The organism is Pseudomonas sp. (genome assembly GCF_030147005.1).
Taxonomy (GTDB): domain Bacteria; phylum Pseudomonadota; class Gammaproteobacteria; order Pseudomonadales; family Pseudomonadaceae; genus Aquipseudomonas.
In genome coordinates this window covers 1-19,082 of record NZ_JASLAW010000026.1, presented here as the reverse complement: position 1 = coordinate 19,082, position 19,082 = coordinate 1, and the positions used below count along the sequence as shown (strand labels likewise).

The following is a 19,082-nucleotide window of genomic DNA, read 5'->3' as shown; positions in this document are numbered from 1 at the left end:
TCCCACATAAATCCTGGGTTGGCTTTTGGGTCAACGCCGACGGGGGCGGCGTTGCTCATCATCGGTACGAATCGGTACCGGCTGCAGCGGAGGCTCGATCAAGCCCAGCGCAACGCCAAGGTCATGGAGCCAGGTTTGGATTTTCTCTTTCATGATTTGCCCCCTTTGAGGGTAATGCGAGTAGGCGCCTGTTCTGTCGCCTTTTCCTACACTGATAGTAGCCCTAAGTCCTACGTATTGCTTGCGCGAAACCACAATGAACTATTACTGAATGGATCTGAATCCTGTCGGATCGTTCAAGCAATCTCGCGCCGGTCCTGCAAGCACTCTGCCCGGTCCGCCTGCTGCAGCTCGATCCATGCATTGAGGTTAGCGCCGAGCATACCCTTTCGCCACATCAACCAGGTGGTGGCAGTGGCAAAAGGCCCTATCAACGGATGAACGGACACGCTGTCCTTGCCTGGCAAGCTGTCGAGCATGGATTCAGACATCAACGCCACGCCGGAGCCTGCGATGACACACGCGAGCATGCCCTGGTAGGACTCGATCTCGATGGCACGGCCCATGGCCACGCGATCGTGGGAAAACCAGGTTTCCAGGCGGGTGCGATAGGCGCAACTGCGGCGGAAGGTGAATACCGAGCGGCCGGCGACATCCTGGGGCCCGCGTACCGGCGGGTGATCGGCCTCGCAAATGATCACCAGGCGCTCTTCACACAGCGGCACACCGTCCAGCGTAGCAATGGTCACCGGGCCATCCACCAGCGCCGCATCCAGCCGTCCGGTGATCAACCCTTCGAGCAGCTCGCCGCTCGGCGCAGATTGCACCTGCAGGTTCACCATCGGATAGGCCTTGTGATAACGCGCCAACAGTTTAGGCAAGTGGATCGCTGCCGTGCTGTACATGCTGCCGAGTACAAAGTCACCGGCCGGTTGCCCGCCCTGCACGGCGCCGTGCGCTTCGTCGTGCAGCGCCAGTAGACGGGTGCTGTAGTCCAACAGCACTTTGCCTGCGGGAGAAAGCTGCAAACGCTGGCGTTCACGCACAAACAGCTCGACGCCGAGCTGTTCTTCCATCTGCTTGAGCCGGGTCGACAGGTTCGACGGCACACGGTGCAGACGCTCGGCGGCGCGGGTAATGGAACCCTCCTCGGCCACCGCCTGGAAGATGCGCAGTTGACTGAACTCCATACCTTTCTCCAAAACTGAACAAGTTGCTCACTATTATTCATTTTTACAGAAAGTCAATCCGCCTTAGCCTGACGGTCTTCGCAATGGTTGCAGGACACTTGAACATGTCGCCGCTGATTCGCTTAACCGCCAGCTTTGTCGCCCTGATGATGGCCATGGGTATTGGCCGCTTTGCCCTTACCCCACAGATGCCGCATTTGCTCAGCGAAGGTCAGATCGACTTGACCGGCGCCGGGTTGATCGCGGCCGCCAACTACCTGGGCTACTTCGTCGGTGCCGTGGACTCGATATTCGCGCGCACTCATCACCATATTAAGGGCCGCCTGTACGGCGGACTGTGGCTCTGCGTGCTGCTGACGCTGGCGTCCTACTGGGCCCATGGCTTCTGGCCCCACCTGTTGCTGCGTTTCGGCACGGGGGTCGCCAGCGCCTGGGCTTTGGTGATGATCACCAGCCTGAGCCAACCGCTGGCGATTGCCGTCGGCAGGCCACGCCTGGGAGCGCTGGTATTCGCCGGGCCGGGCTTGGGCATATTGCTGACCGGCATGCTGGCGCTGGGCTCCAACCTGCTGGGGCAACGTTCCGCGACGTTATGGCTGGTGTACGGCGTTGTGGCACTGATGATGCTACTGGCCATCCTGCCCTTCTTGCCCAAGCCAACCGCTCTGGCCGCACCCGTCTCCAGCACAGGCAACAACGGCAGCATCGCGCACTTAGGCTGGATCTATTTCCTGTACGGCCTGGGCTACATCATTCCAGCGACCTTCCTGTCGCAAATGGCCAGCGCGCAATTCAAGGGCGCCTGGCAGGCCGACTTGTTCTGGCCTTGCTTTGGCCTGGCCGCCGCGACGGGCGTGGTAATTGCAAGCCTGCGCCGCAAGGATCCGGAAACCACCCGGCGCTGGCTGATGACCACGCTGTGGCTGCAAGCGGCGGGCGTATTCACGTGTTTGTTGGGTAACGGCTGGGGCCTGGCGCTGGGGGTGTTGCTGTGCGGGGCACCGTTCCTGGCCTGCATGCAGTTGGTCATGGCGCGCTTACGCGAAGTAGCGCCCCACGGCTACCAGCGCAGCACCGGGCTGTTGACGGCCAGCTTTGCCGTTGGCCAACTGAGCGGACCGCTGCTGGCCTCTGTGAGCAGCCACTTGAGCGGAGGCTTGCAACCCGCGTTGGTGATTGCAGGTTGCGGCTTGTTGGTGGCCGGTAGTGTATTGATCAGCCGCAACGCCGCAGTGAAGCCGATCGCGACGCCCACCAGCGTTGCCGGCACCAAGGCGAACAAGCTGGCAGTAAAGACTTAGGCACCGGCGCTGTGTGCAATCAATGACGCGCCCGGTGTGCGCACAGGTAGCCGACAGTGCAACAGATCGCAGTCAGCACCGTACCCCACGCCATGTCCATTACCGCCAAGCCTGCGGACCAGCCTTGCAGTGTGGCCCAATTGCTCAGGTCGTAAGTGCCATAGGCGACCAGCCCGAGCAAGGCGCCCATACGCGCAGCGCGTTGCCAGCTTGCGCTTGGCAAGACAACGAAGACCACGCAACCGAGGACGTACAACAGATAAAACACAACAGCGGGCAACAGGCGGGGCTGATCGAGCATCAGCGAGCCGAGCAGGTTTTTATAGGTAGGCCCCATGAGGACGCCGAGCCAGAGGCCGTCGAGCACCAGGAAGGCGAACAAGGTGCCGAGATAGGCAAACAGCGTTTTCTTCGACATTCAAACGACCTCTGTGGTCGGCTCGCGGCGTGGGAGCCTGCCCCCACGCCACCTTAAGCCCAGTCATACAGAGAGCGAACCGCAATCAGCTTAGTTCAATGCGGTCCGCATGAATCACAATCTGCCCCTGCTTGTAGAGTGCACCAATGGCCTTTTTGAAGTTGCCCTTGCTCACGCCGAACAAATTGCTGATCACTGCCGGATCGCTCTTATCACTGACCGGCAAGGTGCCGTTGTTGTCACGCAATTTGGCAAGAATCTTAGAGTTGAGGCTGGAGGCCGCTTCCTGGCCAACCGGCTGCAAGCTCAAGCTGATGTTGCCATCGGCGCGAATCTCTTTGATGAACCCTTTCTCTTCCTTGCCTGGGCGCAGAAACTTGAACACTTCATTCTTGTGGATCAGGCCCCAGTGCTTGTTGTTGATGATCGCTTTGAAGCCCATGTCCGTGGCTTCGGCCACCAACAGGTCGACTTCCTGGCCCACCTGGTAATTGGCCGGGGTTTTGTCCAGGTAGCGGTCAAGACGCGCGGTGGCGGTGATGCGCCTGGTGTGCTTGTCGAGGTAGACATGCACCACGCAGTATTCTCCGGCGCTCAATTGACGCTTTTCTTCCGAATAGGGCAGCAACAGATCTTTCGGCAGCCCCCAATCGAGGAACACGCCGATGCTGTTGACTTCCACCACTTTCAAACTGGCAAACTCGCCCACTTGAACTTTGGGTTTTTCGGTGGTGGCGATAAGTTTGTCATCGCTGTCCAGATAAATGAAAACGTTAAGCCAGTCTTCATCTTCACTGGGAATGTCTTTGGGGATATACCGATTAGGCAAGAGGATTTCACCGTCTTGCGCACCATCCAGGTACAAACCAAAGTTAGTGTGTTTAACCACTTGCAAACTGTTGTAGCGCCCGACTAAAGCCATTTCCAAATACCCTCATTGCGTGGGCGGCATTCTACCCGAGTTGTGCCGGGCACGCGCGCGCGCCTGAAAAATCTGCGGCCTGGTGTGGCGCTCCAATGGCACTACTCCGCTCGTCTGATCAATCTCACGAATTTTGCCGCTCGCAGGCCCCCGTTCGCCCCATGCTTTCGAGTTAAAACAGCAAGTTAGCGGATTAATCCTTCGATCAAGTCAGGCCGTTTGCAGCCGTCGCAGTTAATTCCTCGGGGATATTTGCCAAGCAATTGTCAAGTATTTCCTGTACGATGCCTGGCCAAGTTAATTCTCTACAGGTTAGTGGCCGCCATGCGCGTAAAAGCATCCAATAGCAAAGCAAAGCCAGCTCCCGCCGTTGAAACCAGCGAATCGATCAACAGCCAGATTGCTGCGTTTCTCAAGTCCGGTGGTGAAATCCAGCAAATTGCAAAGGGCGTGAGCGGCCAGACTTTCGGCCCGTCCAAGCAGATCAGCCTGGGCAAAAAGTAAAACCTGCGCAACGCACCTGGTCCCTAAGCGTCTTGCCTTCAAGGCGCTAGGACTAGAGCCCGAAATACCCTCGCATCACTTTGATCCTTGCGCTAATCGACGAACGGGCCTCACCCGCGGGCATTCGTCGGTATCCTTGCACACGTCTAGCACGGGCATCTGCCTGATTTCCCTCATCACTGCTCCTCGCTTTTCATGGAGTGAAGCATGCTCAAATCCTGTATTTTTCTGGTCAGCGCACTTGCCGCTTGCCCGCTCGCCGAAGCGCAGATCTTCCAGCGCGAACTGGGCGACTTCGACCTGAAATTGGGCACCACCCCCAGCCGCACCATGGCCCAGGGCCTGGTCAAGCCGACCTCTCCCGGCAGCGACGCGTTCCATGGCGGGCTGGACCTGAGCCACGACAGCGGCCTGTACTTCGGCCAGTTTTCACCGAACATGGGGTTGTCCTCGCCCAGCACGCTTGAATTCGATTCCTACATGGGCTTCAAGCACCCCTTCGACCAGACGCTGGGCTACGAAGTGGGCTTGATCCACTACAGCTACCCCAAGCTCAGCCCCCTCGACAGCCAGGCGTTCTACGGCGGCCTGAATCTGCTGGGCAATCGCTTTGGCGTGTCCTTCAGCAATGACCCGGACCGTCAGGACAGCACGTTGTTTGCCGACCTCGGCGGCACCCAGCCTTTCGGCATCGGCGTCAGCATGAAGTACACCACCCATCAATTGGGCACCCCGGTATCGGTGCAGAACGGCGCCATCAGCAGCTTCAGCGACTGGTCAGTGCAATTATCCCGGGCCTGGAAAGGTGTCGACCTGGACCTGATCTACAGTGACTCCAGCCTCAGCGGCGGTGACTGCTCGGCCTACTCCGGACACAATTCGCAATGTGACGGCCTGTTGACCTTGAAGGCTGTCCGGTCGTTTTATTGATGGGCTGAACTGTCGCACCCGCTGCAGGTTCACATGCATTAACCCCATCCCTGCAAGGACTCGCCCATGTTGCGCCGGCTCAAACTCCTGGTGATATTGCTGTCCCTGAGCCTGGTGCTCGCCGGCTGTAATCGCGTGGGCCTGGCCTACCGCAATCTCGACGTGATCATTCCCTGGACACTCAACGACTACCTGGACATGAACGCCGGGCAAAAGGGCTGGTTCAACGACACACTCAAGCAACACCTGGCCTGGCACTGCACCACGCAATTGCCGGGTTACCTCGACTGGCTGGACCGCCTGCAGCAGATGGTCGACAACAACCAGGTCACCGATGCCGCCTTGCAGGCCCGCACCGTCGAAGCCAAACAGGCCATCGCCGAGGTCGCCCGTGAGATCACCCCGTCGGCCATCGAACTCCTGCAAGGCCTGGATGATCAGCAGGTCAAAGAAATGAATGAAGCCCTGGCCAAAGACCTGCGCAAGCGCCAGGACGAATACCTAAAGCCGCCCCTGGCCCAGCAGATCAAGGAACGCGCCGAGCGTATGAACAAGCGCCTCGACGCGTGGATGGGGCCGCTCAGTGCCAGCCAGCAGCGTCGAGTAACGGCATGGTCCATGGCATTGGGCGAGCAGAACGAGCAATGGATCGGCAACCGCGCGCATTGGCAGGCGCAGTTTATCGAAGCCGTGCAACAGCGCCGCGATGCCGACTTCCCGCAGAAAATGCAGCGACTGCTGGTGGACAGGGAAAGTCTATGGACCCCGGAATACCGCGCCGCCTATGCCCAGACCGAGGCGGCAGCGCGCAGTCTGCTTGTGGATCTGATGGCTGAGAGCACCGTGCAACAGCGCCTCAAGCTCACACAAAAAATCGACGGCGTACGCAGCGATTTCAAAGCGCTCAAATGCCTCAAGGCCGGCGCAAATCAATAGGAGCGGAAGCAAGGCTCCCGCCCATAGTTGGGCTCAGGCTAGATAGCGCCACCGGCAATCGCCGCTTTCGAAGCCACTCGATCAAAGGTGGCTTCATCCAGCGCGTCGTCCTGCTTGTCCATTACGTGGCGGGGATGGTCATTGCCAGGGATCGAACTGTCGATCAGCGACAGCAGGCTTGCACCCCGTGGCGTCAAGATGAAGTTCTCACCGTTACCGCCTTCCTCTTCGGGGCGCGATTCAATAAACCCGCGCTTGAACAGCAGCGCCTCGTAGTCCGCCGCAGTCTTTTTCAGCGCGTCCAGGTTCCCGATGGACTCACCCGCTGTCGCCTTCTCGGCCGCTTCCTGCTCAGCGTACTTGCGCGGAGCGAAACTGCCTTCACCGTTCTGCACCTCATGCAGCAGACGTTCGATCAAATCCCAGTTGTACTTCGTCATCCTGATTCCTCCTGCAGGCCGATGGAGAATTAGCCCGTCAAAGGTAGTGACAGGTGTGGGCAACAGCCGTTCAACCCAACAGACGGGCGTCATTTCTCTGAACTTTACAGACGTTAGCTGCATCAACTGCCCATCACCACCAAGGAAGTCCGACCATGAAGACCTTGATGAACCTGGCCATCGCCGCCACGCTATTAAGCGCCCTGCCCGCTTGGGCCTGCACGCCTGACGAGGCCACAGCCAAGCGTGAAGAGCTGGCCGAGCAAGTGAGCCGGCTGACGGAGCAGAATCCGCAGAAAGCCAAGGAGATGAATGACGAGTTGCAGAAAATGGATCTGGATACCGAAAGCGCGCAATTCCCGGACAAGTGCCAGTTGATCGATGCGCGGCTCAAGGAGCTGAAGGAAGCGGCCATCAAGGCTAAAAACTGATAGCGAAAAAAAACCGGACATCGTCCGGTTTTTTTATGCCCAACTGCTTATTCGGCGGCTGGCGCTTCTGGCTTGCGGCGCTTGAGCGGCGCCATGCCGTCTTTGCTGACGAGCGACAGGTTGTCGGTCTTCGGGCGGTTGGCGATCTTGCGCTTGGTCGGCGACTTGGCGCCGGCCTTTTTCTTCTCACCCTTGGCGTCGGTCTTTTTCTTCTTCACGCCAACGGCCTTGCCTGATGCCTTGACCTTCTTCGGCCCGGTGTAGGTGCCTTTGACTTCCTTGATGGTGCGGCGCTCGAACGATTGCTTCAGATAGCGCTCGATGCTCGACATCAGGTTCCAGTCACCGTGACAAATCAGCGAGATGGCCAGGCCATCGTTGCCGGCACGCCCGGTACGGCCGATACGGTGGACGTATTCGTCGCCGCTGCGCGGCATGTCGAAGTTGATCACCATGTCCAGGCCATCCACGTCAAGGCCGCGTGCGGCGACGTCGGTGGCGACTAGAATCTTCACGCCGCCTGCCTTGAGGCGGTCGATGGCCAGCTTGCGATCCTTCTGGTCCTTTTCACCGTGCAGCACGAACGCTTTGTATTCCTGCGCCACCAGGCGGCCGTAAATACGGTCGGCAGCGGCTCGGGTGTTGGTGAACACGATGGCCTTCTGGTAGGTCTCGTTGGCCAGCAACCAGTTGAGGATCTGTTCCTTGTGCACGTTGTGGTCAGCGGTGACGATCTGCTGACGCGTGGTCGCGTTCAGGTCGCTGACGTTGTTGACTTGCAGGTGTTCAGGATTGTTCAGGACCTTGGCGACCATGTCGCGCAGGGTCGAGCCGCCGGTGGTGGCGGAGAACAACATGGTCTGCTGGCGGTTGATGCACTCGGCGACCAGGCGCTGTACATCGTCGGCAAAACCCATGTCGAGCATGCGGTCGGCTTCGTCAAGCACCAGCACTTCGACTTCCTTGAGGTCGAGGTTGCCGGCATTGAGCTGCTCGATCATGCGGCCTGGGGTGCCGATCAGGATGTCCGGCACCTTGCGCAGCATGGCGGCCTGGACCTTGAAGTCTTCACCGCCGGTGATCAGGCCGGACTTGATGAAGGTGAACTGCGAGAAGCGCTCCACTTCCTTCAGGGTCTGCTGGGCCAGCTCGCGGGTCGGCAGCAGGATCAGGGTCTTGATGCTGACGCGGACCTTGGCCGGACCGATCAGGCGGTTGAGAATCGGCAAGACGAAAGCCGCGGTCTTGCCGCTGCCGGTTTGCGCCGTCACCCGCAGGTCACGCCCTTGGAGCGCGAGCGGGATGGCCGCTGCTTGCACAGGCGTAGGCTCGACAAATTTAAGCTCGGCCACGGCTTTGAGCAGGCGTTCGTGCAGGGCGAATTGGGAAAACACGGGTGCTACCTCGAAGAAATACAAAATATCAGCTGCATAGGTTACCGGTTTCGGCCGTCCAAACCGAGTTTCTTTACGCGAACGGTGCTAATCAGCTGCTTTTTTGTCAGCGGTTTTGTCCAGGCCGTCAACTTTGCTGCACTTAAATGCTCTAATCGCCCCCGTGTTGTCTTACAGAAGAATCGGTTCACTCATGGACATAAAAAAGCTCTGGCTCAACATCCAAGACCTTTGGGGCGCCCTCGATGAACACCCGGTCCTGCATTCCAGCCTCGGCTTGCTGATATTGCTGGGTGTGGCCTTGTTGGTGGGACGCGTGGCGCGTTACCTCATCCTGCACGCGCTCAAATTGCTCGGCCGGCAACCGGCGCTGCACTGGCTGAACGACCTGCGGCATAACAAAGTCTTCCATCGCCTGGCGCAGATGACGCCGTCTTTGGTGATCCAGTTCGGCCTGTACCTGGTACCCGACCTGAGCAAGACCGCCATCCTGTTCATCGGCAACGTGGCCCTGGCGATCACCATTCTGTTCATGGTGCTGGCGATGAGCGCCCTACTCAACGCCCTGCTGGATATCTACGCACGCACCGAACACGCCCGCACCCGCTCGATCAAGGGCTATGTGCAACTGGCGAAGATGGTGCTGTTCGTGTTTGGCGCAATCATTATCGTCGCCACCCTGATCGACCGTTCGCCGCTGTTGCTGCTATCGGGCCTGGGTGCGATGTCGGCGGTGATTCTGTTGGTGTACAAAGACACCCTGCTGTCGTTCGTCGCCAGTGTGCAATTGACCAGCAACGACATGCTGCGGGTCGGCGACTGGATCGAAATGCCCCAGGTCGGTGCCGACGGCGATGTGGTGGATATCACTCTACACACGGTCAAGGTGCAGAACTTCGACAAGACCATCGTCTCCATTCCCACGTGGCGCCTGATGTCCGAGTCGTTCAAGAACTGGCGCGGCATGCAGGCCTCCGGCGGACGGCGCATCAAGCGCAGTCTGTTCATTGACGCCAGTGGCGTGCGCTTTCTGCGCGATGACGAAGAAGAGCGCATGACCCAGGTGCACCTGCTCACCGGCTACATCGGCCGCAAGCAGGCCGAACTCAAGGCCTGGAACGAGGCACAGGGCCACAGCGCGCAACTGTCGGCCAACCGCCGACGCATGACCAACCTGGGGACCTTCCGCGCCTATGCCCTGGCGTACCTGCAAAGCCACCCCGACATCCAGCCGAACATGACCTGCATGGTGCGCCAGATGCAAACCACCGCCCAGGGTGTGCCGCTGGAGATCTACTGCTTCACCCGCACCACGGCGTGGGCGGATTACGAGCGGATCCAGGGGGATATTTTCGATTATCTATTGGCGGTGTTGCCGGAGTTCGGCTTGAGCCTGTACCAGCAGCCGAGCGGCACGGACCTGCGTAGCGGGTTGTTTGCGATGACGCAAAATGCGAAAGGCGTGGAAAGCCTGGAACACTGACAAAGCGCGCTGCGAGGGGCTGGCCGCCCCCTCGCAGTGACAGCTACCAAAGCTGCAACTGCAGATCATCGGTCACTGGGCAAAGGTACTCAACGCCCTGCGGCTACCGCCCATATCCCGCGTCGTTACGGATATGCCCGGCGTCTTCCTGCCCCACCAACTCACCGCTACATGAGCTTTCTCCTGGGTGCCTTTGCCACCTTCGGCTGACGGGCGCCCTTGGCATGCCTAAGAAAATCCGACGGACATGTGTAGTCGGGGGCCCAAAAAAATCAACTCACCCAAATACCAAAAGAAGACTCCACCTATGCGTTTAGTGAAATTCACTATATACGCACCCGATTTTCAATCTGTTTTTAGAAAAACCAAATCTATAGCATCTCGCCATCGAACAACTCAGCTAGAAGGCACTACTTATGTTATGGACAACTAAGCTGTCAGAGGATGCGCCACATTTCGAATTAAATTCAGATGCCGAGGCATTGACTCACTACTGTAGCGCCGCTGCCTTTGCCCAGCCGCGCAGCTTTTATACCAATAGCCCCTACCAGCGCCCTTCCAGGCCGCAGGATATTTCCGACTTAATTATCAGCACCCGTCTGACAAGCGATCAACTTTCAAACAGCCACCATCTATTGGCGCAACGGTTGTTATTGAATATCTACGAGCAGGACTTGGTATTTTTGCCCAAGCCGCCGATGGAACTCGACGTTAGGGAATTCAAACAGTTTTACGACCCTCAGCATGCCGCCAGCGGCAAGAAGATCCGTCCATTGCTGGAGCAATACCTGTACGACTGGCTCAAGGAAGAAGTGCATATCAACGGTTCATGGTGCCTGGATTCGTTTGTCGCCCACACCGACAAAGCCCTGGAGGATGTCGCACAGTCCGAGTCCAAGCTGTACAAGGTACTGACCACCAGCCGCCACCCTGAACGTGCCGCGCGTTTTTTCATGACGCAGTGCGCTGGCGACTTCCTCAGTGAAGCCTCGGCGATGGCGCGTAATGTGCTGGGCAACTGCGGTGTATACACCAGCGAGTTATTCAAGATCCTCATCGACGAATATGGCTACGGCGTCGATAAAAAGAAACACAGCACCATTTTTGAAGACATGCTCAAAGACATGGGCATGTCGCATCACGTGCACCACTATTGGCAGTTCTATACCGCCGGTTCGCTGTCGCTGACCAACTACTTCCATTATGTGTCGGCCAATCATGGCGAACTGTTCCGCTACATTGGCGCCATGTATTACACCGAGGCCACCCTGGCCCTCACGACCAAACACCAGTCGAGTGCCATCAAGTCCATTTTCAAAGACACCGTCTCCACCGACTATTTCGATGAACACTCACACATTGATGTGCATCACGGAAGAATGGCGTTGCAACGTCTTATCCTGCCCATGATCAAGCAATTCGGCAGCAAGATCATTCCAGACCTCATCCGCGGTTTCGAGGAGTTCAGGTTGCTGCAGGACATCGCCGACGAAGAACTCTACGCCCATATCCAATGGCATGACGCGCTGGATGAACACCGTGCACAGGCTGCGGTGCAGCAAGGCCTGAAGCCGGTGGACCTGCGCATTACCGAGACCGAACACGAACTGTCGGTTCCGCACACCCACCCCAATGACGAGCTGTTCTGGGTTGAAACCGGCGAGCTGGATTTTGTCGCCAGCCCGGAGCTGTCCGTGCGCCTGAAGGCCGGGGAAGGCGTGGTGATTCCCAAGGGAATGCTGCATGGCACCCGCATCGTCAGCCCATCCTGCACTTATACCGTCACGGCCCTTTGAGTAGGCAGTCCCATGAAAGCCATCCGTTTGAACCTTACCGATGCCAACTTTGTGGCCGTAGAAGACAAGACCTATTTTCTCAAGCGCCATACGTATTCGACGCAGTTGTTGCCAACCACCTGCCCCCATCGCGGCGGCCCTTTGCACATGGGTGAAACCACCGGAGACGGGCAAAGTGTGATCTGCCCCTGGCACGACAACGCTTACAAGATGTGCAACCTGGAAAAAAAATCGCCACCCACCGTTCGCGTCAGAAACCAGCTCAGCACCGTCGTGGGTGACACCGAACGGTGCGTGCCTTTACTCAAACTCTCTCGTTACGACTGATGACCCTATGAACAATAAATCAACACTGACAGCGTTCTACTCAATCGTGACCCTGTTTACCGGCCTGGACATGGCGATTGTCATTGCCATGGTCTGGTTCGGCCTGGAAACCACCGGTTCGACATTCCTGGTGGGGGCCACCTTGTGCGTGGCGACCGTGGTGCCGTATGTGTGCGAACAATACATCGGTAAATTCTTCACCATTGAACTGAGCATGAAACGGCTGCTGTACATCCGCCTGATCGCGTTTGCCGCCGTTCTTGGGCTGTCGTTCACCGATGCCGCGATGCTGCCCATCGGCTTCCTGGCCATCGCCTTCGTGGTCGGCGTCACGGACTATTTCACCATCAGCACGCTTGAATCGAAAAATACCAAACTGGTATTGGCCGGTGCGACCGACAGCGACACCTCGGCGCGGCTGATGCAAACGTCCATCCAGATTGGCGCCTTTGGCGGTGCGCTGCTGGGCGGCGTTATCGTGGACGTATTCTCGGTCAGCCAGACCCTTCAGATCATCAGCCTGGCGGCGATTGTCTCGCTGGCGGCGATCCTTTTCGTGCGGGCCACGCCCAGCGCCGACGCTACCGAGCAGGCCAGCGACAGCCCTGTCGCCCAGGCGCTGAACCTGCCGCGAAACCTTTATGTGCTGATCATCGTGTTGAGCATGATCGGGTTCCATATCGGCGCCTTCAACAGCCTGGTGCCGATCGTGTTTCAAAAGCTCAATGAATGGAACGCCACCCTGTTCGGCGTGGCCAGCGGTCTGGCGGGCCTGGGTGCATTCAGCGCGGCGGTGTTGCCCCGTATCAAGCTCAACAGCTACAGCGCCATCTTGCTGGTGCTGCTGGCGGACGTGGCAATCGTGTATTTCCAGAACCTCTACGTGATGATGGTGGCCGCATTCCTGCTGGGCTTTTGCATCAACAGCCTGCGCATCCAATTGCGTAAAAACCTGATCGAGTCGGCACCCAACGCTCGGGTTGCCGACGTGATCGCCGCAAAAAGTTCGCTCTACTACCTGCTGGTCAGCGGCTCGGCGCCCATGATCCTGACGTTTTTTACCACCGCAGGATTTCTCGGACTGGAAGGTGCGCGCCTGTTGATGATCGTCTCCGCCGGCCTGTTGGCCGCTGCGGTGCTGGCGTGGAATCTGACCCCGGCGGTCCCGGCCACCGCGACCCTTGAATAAGGAATGCCCGATGAAAACCGTACTGATCGTCGACCCGTTCTCCACAGGCAAACTCTATGCGCCTTTGCTCAAGGCTCAGGGCGTGAAGTGTATCGCGGTGATCTCCGCGGACACTTTGCCCAAACATTTCACTGACGACTTGATCAGGGAAGATTTCGAGCAGGTTTACCACTGGGAAGAAAGCCTGTTGGAGCCCCTCGAAGCGCTGTCATTGAGCGCGGTGATCGCAGGCTGCGAAACCGCCATCTATCTCACCGATTACCTCACCGAAGTGCTGCGTATTCCAGGCAACAGCCGCATCACCAGCGACCTGCGGCGCAACAAGTTTTCCATGCAGCAGGCGCTCAAGAAACAGGGGCTGGCGAACATTGCTTCACAGCTGCTGAGTTCGCCAAGCCGCATCCGGGATGTGGTTGATTCGCTGGAGGAAGCGGCCACCTATGTGGTCAAACCCTTGAATTCGGCCGCCACCGAAGGCGTGGTATTCGCCCAGGGCAAGCACGAAGTGGAAACCGCCTTGAACAATGCGGCCTGGCGGCAGAAAAACGACCTTGGGGAATACAACCTCGGTTTTATCGTGCAGCCGTTCGTATCAGGCCCTGAGTACGTGGTGGACATGGTCGCCTTTGATGGCGAGTACACCATTGCCACAGTGTGCAAATACACCAAGATTCACAAAAACGGCAGCAAGTTTGTTTATGAAAGCCTGGACACACTCGACCCCCAGGCAGAGGAACTGCAACCGCTGATCGACTACGCCCGGCTGGCAGCGGCGGCCTTGAGCATAGAGATCGGGCCGATTCATATGGAAATCATCTGGTCCGACACCGGCCCGGTGATGATTGAAGCCGGTGGCCGCTTGCATGGCGGCATCGCCCCACTGCTGTTCCAACAGGTCTACCAGCCGGACCTGTTATCGCTGGCCATCGACAGCTACCTCGGCCGGCCTCGCCCACCGGCCGGCGCTGCGCGTGAGATCAGCCATGGTCGTATTGGCTTTTTCTGCTCGGACGAACGCCGCCTCTTCAATGCACCTTCCCCGCAGGCGCTGCAGAGCGCGATGCTGGACGAAGCTTATTGCGGCCATCGCTTCTTCATCACCCCAGGAGATACCACGCCGGTCACGATCGACTTCGCCACCTGCCCTGGCCTGTTCTGGTTGCAACACGCGAGTACGCAACAGTTGGATGCCAGCACCGACCTTCTCCGTAAAAAGCTATGGAGCTAAGGGCATGAAAAGTCGTTTGATTATCCGAAAGTCAGCCCTTGACGTGGGCCTTCGCAATGCGTGTGCCGCGGTTGTCGACAACATCCGCGTGTCTGACGACCAGAGTTTCGTCAGCCTGCTGCAAAGCAACCTGAACCACGTGGCCTCACGTCTCAACGAACTGGACTCCAACCGCGTTTATGAAGGGTTTGCCAGGCAGCTTGAAAAGCTCGGCTACACCAATACGGTCAGTGCCAACGAAAAACTGCTGCGGCGCTTCATCGCCAACGGAATACGCCCCATCAATAACGTCGTCGATGCCTATAACGCGGTGGCGATCCGACATGGCGTCAGCATAGGTGTGCACACCTACCATCAGAGGGACGATATCTACGTCATGCGTTCGCAGGCGCCGAGGGCCTTCCGTCCGCTGTTTGCCAAGAAGGACGTCGTGATTCCGGCGGGCGACATCGTCTATACCTGCGGTGACGCGCCTTTGGCGAGCATCGGCAAAGTCGATGCCGATGCCCATGACTTCAGACTGACGAACGCATCGTCCAGCCTGCTGGTGGTGGTACTGGGGCATGACGACACGACGCTCGAGTTCAACCAGACGGTCATCGCAGAATTTGTGAACACCCTTCGCCAGACGATGCCTGACCTAAGTCATTACTTTCTCGAAACCCACCACGACCACGCCTGAGCCTGCCAGCGCGTAGTCGCTGTCGTTCCAGACGGCATCGGCTACCGCCAGGCCTTGAGCACCGGATTGACCACCACCTCGTTTACATGCTCGATCTTCAGCAGGTTTTCCTTGAGCACCATCAATTCTTCGAATTGGCGGTAGCGGACCTCGAGCATCATGTCCACGTCGCCAAACAGCGAATAGGCCTGCACCACCTCGCGAAACTGGTGGATTTTCGGAAATACCAGGTGACAAGTACTGCCGTTGAGGTTGAGCATCAAAAATGCTGATTGCTGTGCTTCATCACCCTCGGCGACATGGATGGTGAAGCCCAGGATGATGCCCTTTTCGATCAATTTCTGAACCCGCGATTCCACGGCGGTTCGAGACTTATGAACCTGGCGCGCCAGCTCCGCCAGGCTGACCCGGGAGTCATCCTTCAGGGCAGCAATTATCAGTTCATCGACCTTGTCCACTCTGCCACCCCCACACCGTTCCTTTCGATAACACAGTTTCATTACCGCTCACACATAGCTGGAACCATCAGGTCGCCGACTCTACGCCAGACGTCCGCTTAATACCCAATCGGCTGACCCACACCGCCCCCAGAATCACCAGGCCGCCCAAGGCCAGCCTTCCCAGCGGCTCATGCTGGTTCCAGATCAGCAGGTTCAGCAGCAGCCCCACCGGCACATGCAGGTTGTTCATCACCGCGAGGGTGCCGCCATTGACCAGGCAGGCCCCCTTGTTCCACCAGTACATGCCCAATGCGGTGCTGACCAGCCCCAGGAATACCAGTACGCCCCATTGCAGCGGCGCTTGGGGCAGGAAGTCAGCCTTGCCGAACAACAGGAACGCGGGCAACACCACCAGCAAGGCGCCCAGGTAGAAAAAACCGAAGCGCCGGTAATGCGGCTGATCGCTCGGATAGCGGGCCACCAGGTGCTTGTACATAACTTGCCCGGCGGCGTAGGTGAAATTGGCCAATTGCAGCAGCAGGAATCCCATCAGGAAGTTCGGGGTGATCTGGTCGAAGCGAATCACCGCCGCGCCTGCTACCGCCACAAGAGCGGCAACCAGTGCCCAGGGATTGAAACGCCGGTTGAGCGCGTCCTCGATCAGGGTCACGTGCAGCGGTGTGAGGATCGTGAACAGCAACACTTCCGGCACCGTCAGTACGCGAAAGCTCAGGTAGAGGCACACGTAGGTCACGCCGAATTGCAGTGCACCGATGATCAGCATGCTGCGCATGAATGCCGGTTCCACCGAGCGCCAGCGGGTCAGCGGAATAAAGATCAGCCCGGCCAGTAACACGCGCACCAGTACCGCGAAGTAGCTATCGACGTGACCGGCGAGGTATTCGCCGATCAAGCTGAAGGAAAATGCCTGAATCAGGGTGACAACCAGTAGATAGCCCATGTGCGCCTCGTTTTGAATGGGCGCGACATTAAAGCTTTTCGATGCTTGAAGAAACTCGAGGCAAAAAAAACCCGACCTCGCTAAAGCGGCAGTCGGGCAGGAGCACTCAGGAGCAACAAGTGCAAAGGGAGGTTCAGTACGCGTACTTGAAGGGTTTGCGTGGGGCTAGATAAACACTGGGGGATTATCTGGCGATTAAAGGATCAAGCCACCTGCGCGAGCAGGGCTTTGGCATGGTTGAGGCCTTTTTCCTGGAAGTCACCGCTCAAGTTCACCCCTTCGGCATGAATGAAAGTGACGTCGTGAATGCCGATAAATGCCATGACCTGGCGCAGGTACGGTTCCTGATGGTCCGACGTTGCACCGGTGTGAATGCCGCCACGGGCGGTGAGTACGATGGCGCGCTTGCCGGTCAGCAAACCTTGCGGCCCGGTGGCGGTGTACTTGAAGGTCACACCTGCGCGCAGCACGTGGTCCAGCCAGGCCTTGAGCGTGCTGGGGATGGCGAAGTTGTACATCGGCGCAGCCATCACCAGTACATCGGCGGCGAGCAGCTCGTCGGTCAATTCGTTGGAGCGGTCCAGGGATGCCTGCTCGATCGGGCTGCGCTGTTCGGCGGGTTTCATCCAGCCGCCCAGCAGGTTGGCGTCCAGGTGGGGCACCGGGTTCAGCGCCACGTCGCGCACGCTGATCCGGTCGTTCGGGTGGGCGGCCTGCCATTGGCTGATGAACTGCTGGGTCAGTTGGCGGGAAATCGAATCCTGCTGGCGGGCGCTGCTTTCGATGATCAGAACGTTGGACATGGCTATGTAGGCTCCATCGGTAAATGCTGTAAGTCGATGGAGAAAAGATTAGCCACGGCCGCTTCGATAAAAAAGCGCAAAAAACTGCTATAACCCATCTATAAATTTGTTCATAAGCGGAGTATTCCTATGGCGCGCTCCGCTTTTGCGTTATTTCGGCCCGCACGTCAGTGCGATTCGCATCTTGATGATCGCGCGGTTGAATTTGACCGTGGTGTTGGTGCTTTTGCCGGCGGCTACGGTGACAGTGCGACGACGCGGCGATTCAGGGCCATTGGTGAAGACTACCGAACACACAGCATCGTTGGTGCCGTAGTTATTCAGTTGAATCGAACTGATATCGGCGTCCACATCGGACGCGGTGTAATCAACGCTTACACCCTCGATCTTTTTGGTCACATCGATGGGGTAGGCAAACGCGCTCATCGGCATCAGCGCGAGCAACACACAACAGAATTTTCTCATTCGGCAGTCTCCAATAAGGACCGCCAGCTTAGGACAAGAGGAACTCATCTTGAAAGCGCCCCGCGTTACCCTCGATCAATGGCGCACGTTGCAAGCCGTGGTCGACCATGGCGGCTTCGCCCAGGCGGCCGAAGCGCTGCACCGTTCACAGTCCTCGGTGAGTTACACCGTGGCGCGCATGCAGGACCAGCTCGGAGTGCCGCTGCTGCGCATCGACGGGCGCAAGGCGGTACTTACCGATGCGGGTGAAGTGCTGCTGCGCCGCTCCCGGCAACTGGTGAAAAACGCCAGTCAGTTGGAAGACCTCGCCCATCATATGGAACAAGGCTGGGAGGCCGAAGTGCGTCTGGTCGTGGATGCGGCCTATCCAAACGCACGCTTGGTACGCGCCCTGACCGCCTTCATGCCGCAGAGCCGAGGGTGCCGGGTGCGCTTGCGCGAGGAAGTGTTGTCCGGCGTTGAAGAGCTGTTGATAGAAGGCGTGGCCGACCTGGCGATCTGCGGGTTCAGCATCCCCGGCTACCTGGGCACCGAAATGAGCGATGTGGAATTCGTCGCCGTGGCCCACCCCGAGCATGCGTTGCACCGCATGAACCGCGACCTGAGCTTCCAGGACCTGGAAAGCCAGATGCAGGTAGTGATCCGTGATTCCGGCCGACAGCAACCGCGGGATGTGGGTTGGCTCGGCGCAGAACAGCGCTGGACCGTCGGCAGCCTGGCTACCGCCGCCGCGTTTGTGGGCAGCGGCCTGGGCTTCGCCTGGTTGCCACGGCACATGATCGAACGCGAACTCGCCGAAGGCCTGCTCAAGCAGCTACCCTTGGAACAGGGCGGCAGCCGCCACCCCACGTTCTACTTGTATTCAAACAAGGACAAACCCTTGGGGCCGGCAACGCAGATCCTCGTGGAATTGCTGCGCACCTTTGACACCGCCCCGCTGGACGCGCCCTTCGCAGCCCCTCGGCAAGCCTGAAACGGAGTTCATGCATGGCCTGGTTCGATCATGGAGAATGTGCTTATCTCGCCAGCTTCGACGCGATTGTGGGCTGGGGCGTGCAGGAACAACTTTCCAGAATCACCTGTCCAACCCTGGTCATCAGCGCCGACCACGACTACACCCCCGTGGCGCAGAAAGAAAACTATGTAAAACTGCTGCCCGATGCGCGACTGGGGGTGATTGAAGATTCCCGCCACGCCGCGCCCTTGGATCAACCCGAGGTCTTTAACGCTACCCTGCTCGAC

General features: G+C 58.4%; 22 protein-coding genes and 1 pseudogene. 13 read left to right on the top strand and 10 right to left on the bottom strand.

Features of this window, described 5'->3' with window-relative positions; translation table 11 throughout:
- Positions 1 to 30 precede the first annotated feature (30 nt).
- Positions 31 to 153 (bottom strand): PA1414 family protein, encoded by a 123-nt coding sequence (locus Q1V60_RS02035; protein ID WP_017737772.1) that lies wholly within the window; start codon positions 151 to 153, stop codon positions 31 to 33.
- A gap of 143 nt (positions 154 to 296) precedes the next feature.
- The gene (locus tag Q1V60_RS02030; RefSeq protein WP_300627004.1) at positions 297 to 1,190 is read right to left on the bottom strand and encodes a LysR family transcriptional regulator; all 894 of its coding nucleotides are present in this window, start codon (positions 1,188 to 1,190) and stop codon (positions 297 to 299) included.
- Between the two features lie 104 nt (positions 1,191 to 1,294).
- Here Q1V60_RS02030 and Q1V60_RS02025 point away from each other — a divergent pair, with 104 nt between their 5' ends.
- Positions 1,295 to 2,491 (top strand): MFS transporter, encoded by a 1,197-nt coding sequence (locus Q1V60_RS02025; protein ID WP_300627002.1) that lies wholly within the window; start codon positions 1,295 to 1,297, stop codon positions 2,489 to 2,491.
- A gap of 19 nt (positions 2,492 to 2,510) precedes the next feature.
- Here the strand turns inward: Q1V60_RS02025 and Q1V60_RS02020 are convergent, their stop codons facing one another.
- Positions 2,511 to 2,909: a DUF2177 family protein gene (locus tag Q1V60_RS02020; RefSeq protein ID WP_300627000.1), complete on the bottom strand. Its 399-nt coding sequence runs from the start codon at positions 2,907 to 2,909 to the stop codon at positions 2,511 to 2,513.
- A gap of 85 nt (positions 2,910 to 2,994) precedes the next feature.
- On the bottom strand, positions 2,995 to 3,831 hold the full coding sequence (locus Q1V60_RS02015) for a S1-like domain-containing RNA-binding protein (protein ID WP_065884480.1): 837 nt from the start codon (positions 3,829 to 3,831) through the stop codon (positions 2,995 to 2,997).
- 324 nt (positions 3,832 to 4,155) lie between these two features.
- Here Q1V60_RS02015 and Q1V60_RS02010 point away from each other — a divergent pair, with 324 nt between their 5' ends.
- The 3 genes from Q1V60_RS02010 to Q1V60_RS02000 all read left to right on the top strand — a co-directional run bounded on the left by Q1V60_RS02010 (position 4,156) and on the right by Q1V60_RS02000 (position 6,201).
- Positions 4,156 to 4,335, top strand: coding sequence for a hypothetical protein (locus tag Q1V60_RS02010; protein WP_003193095.1), 180 nt, complete (start codon positions 4,156 to 4,158; stop codon positions 4,333 to 4,335).
- A 207-nt stretch (positions 4,336 to 4,542) separates the two neighbouring features.
- A complete protein-coding gene (locus Q1V60_RS02005) occupies positions 4,543 to 5,265 on the top strand; it encodes a TorF family putative porin (protein ID WP_300626989.1) in 723 nt (240 codons plus the stop codon).
- Positions 5,266 to 5,331: 66 nt separating this feature from the next.
- The gene (locus Q1V60_RS02000; RefSeq protein WP_300626987.1) at positions 5,332 to 6,201 is read left to right on the top strand and encodes a DUF6279 family lipoprotein; all 870 of its coding nucleotides are present in this window, start codon (positions 5,332 to 5,334) and stop codon (positions 6,199 to 6,201) included.
- A gap of 38 nt (positions 6,202 to 6,239) precedes the next feature.
- Here Q1V60_RS02000 and Q1V60_RS01995 read toward each other — a convergent pair whose 3' ends face one another.
- Positions 6,240 to 6,641 (bottom strand): transcriptional regulator, encoded by a 402-nt coding sequence (locus tag Q1V60_RS01995; protein WP_300626985.1) that lies wholly within the window; start codon positions 6,639 to 6,641, stop codon positions 6,240 to 6,242.
- A 155-nt stretch (positions 6,642 to 6,796) separates the two neighbouring features.
- On the opposite strand from Q1V60_RS01995, the gene Q1V60_RS01990 reads away from it, so the two are divergent.
- Positions 6,797 to 7,072 (top strand): hypothetical protein, encoded by a 276-nt coding sequence (locus Q1V60_RS01990; RefSeq protein ID WP_300626983.1) that lies wholly within the window; start codon positions 6,797 to 6,799, stop codon positions 7,070 to 7,072.
- A 47-nt stretch (positions 7,073 to 7,119) separates the two neighbouring features.
- On the opposite strand, the gene Q1V60_RS01985 is transcribed toward Q1V60_RS01990, so the two are convergent.
- The gene (locus Q1V60_RS01985) at positions 7,120 to 8,466 is read right to left on the bottom strand and encodes a DEAD/DEAH box helicase (RefSeq protein ID WP_300626981.1); all 1,347 of its coding nucleotides are present in this window, start codon (positions 8,464 to 8,466) and stop codon (positions 7,120 to 7,122) included.
- A gap of 193 nt (positions 8,467 to 8,659) precedes the next feature.
- On the opposite strand from Q1V60_RS01985, the gene Q1V60_RS01980 reads away from it, so the two are divergent.
- The 6 genes from Q1V60_RS01980 to Q1V60_RS01955 all read left to right on the top strand — a co-directional run bounded on the left by Q1V60_RS01980 (position 8,660) and on the right by Q1V60_RS01955 (position 15,171).
- The gene (locus tag Q1V60_RS01980) at positions 8,660 to 9,949 is read left to right on the top strand and encodes a mechanosensitive ion channel family protein (RefSeq protein ID WP_300626979.1); all 1,290 of its coding nucleotides are present in this window, start codon (positions 8,660 to 8,662) and stop codon (positions 9,947 to 9,949) included.
- 647 nt (positions 9,950 to 10,596) lie between these two features.
- Positions 10,597 to 11,745: an iron-containing redox enzyme family protein gene (locus Q1V60_RS01975; RefSeq protein WP_300626977.1), complete on the top strand. Its 1,149-nt coding sequence runs from the start codon at positions 10,597 to 10,599 to the stop codon at positions 11,743 to 11,745.
- A gap of 12 nt (positions 11,746 to 11,757) precedes the next feature.
- On the top strand, positions 11,758 to 12,072 hold the full coding sequence (locus tag Q1V60_RS01970) for a Rieske 2Fe-2S domain-containing protein (protein ID WP_300626976.1): 315 nt from the start codon (positions 11,758 to 11,760) through the stop codon (positions 12,070 to 12,072).
- A 7-nt stretch (positions 12,073 to 12,079) separates the two neighbouring features.
- A complete protein-coding gene (locus Q1V60_RS01965; RefSeq protein ID WP_300626975.1) occupies positions 12,080 to 13,261 on the top strand; it encodes an MFS transporter in 1,182 nt (393 codons plus the stop codon).
- Between the two features lie 10 nt (positions 13,262 to 13,271).
- Complete coding sequence (locus Q1V60_RS01960; protein ID WP_300626974.1) at positions 13,272 to 14,489, top strand: ATP-grasp domain-containing protein; 1,218 nt, start codon at positions 13,272 to 13,274, stop codon at positions 14,487 to 14,489.
- 4 nt (positions 14,490 to 14,493) lie between these two features.
- Positions 14,494 to 15,171 (top strand): phenylalanine--tRNA ligase beta subunit-related protein, encoded by a 678-nt coding sequence (locus Q1V60_RS01955; protein ID WP_300626973.1) that lies wholly within the window; start codon positions 14,494 to 14,496, stop codon positions 15,169 to 15,171.
- A gap of 41 nt (positions 15,172 to 15,212) precedes the next feature.
- On the opposite strand, the gene Q1V60_RS01950 is transcribed toward Q1V60_RS01955, so the two are convergent.
- From Q1V60_RS01950 to Q1V60_RS01935, 4 genes are all read right to left on the bottom strand, one after another.
- Complete coding sequence (locus Q1V60_RS01950; protein ID WP_300626972.1) at positions 15,213 to 15,629, bottom strand: Lrp/AsnC family transcriptional regulator; 417 nt, start codon at positions 15,627 to 15,629, stop codon at positions 15,213 to 15,215.
- 67 nt (positions 15,630 to 15,696) lie between these two features.
- Positions 15,697 to 16,572, bottom strand: a complete 876-nt coding sequence (locus tag Q1V60_RS01945; protein WP_300626971.1) for a carboxylate/amino acid/amine transporter — start codon at positions 16,570 to 16,572, stop codon at positions 15,697 to 15,699.
- A gap of 203 nt (positions 16,573 to 16,775) precedes the next feature.
- A complete protein-coding gene (locus Q1V60_RS01940; protein WP_300626970.1) occupies positions 16,776 to 17,375 on the bottom strand; it encodes an FMN-dependent NADH-azoreductase in 600 nt (199 codons plus the stop codon).
- A 150-nt stretch (positions 17,376 to 17,525) separates the two neighbouring features.
- Positions 17,526 to 17,840 (bottom strand): 3-phosphoglycerate kinase, encoded by a 315-nt coding sequence (locus Q1V60_RS01935; protein WP_300626969.1) that lies wholly within the window; start codon positions 17,838 to 17,840, stop codon positions 17,526 to 17,528.
- 49 nt (positions 17,841 to 17,889) lie between these two features.
- Between Q1V60_RS01935 and Q1V60_RS01930 the strand changes: the two genes are divergently transcribed.
- Complete coding sequence (locus Q1V60_RS01930; protein ID WP_300626968.1) at positions 17,890 to 18,813, top strand: LysR family transcriptional regulator; 924 nt, start codon at positions 17,890 to 17,892, stop codon at positions 18,811 to 18,813.
- A gap of 41 nt (positions 18,814 to 18,854) precedes the next feature.
- Positions 18,855 to 19,082: pseudogene (locus tag Q1V60_RS01925) on the top strand (alpha/beta hydrolase); the annotation flags it as partial.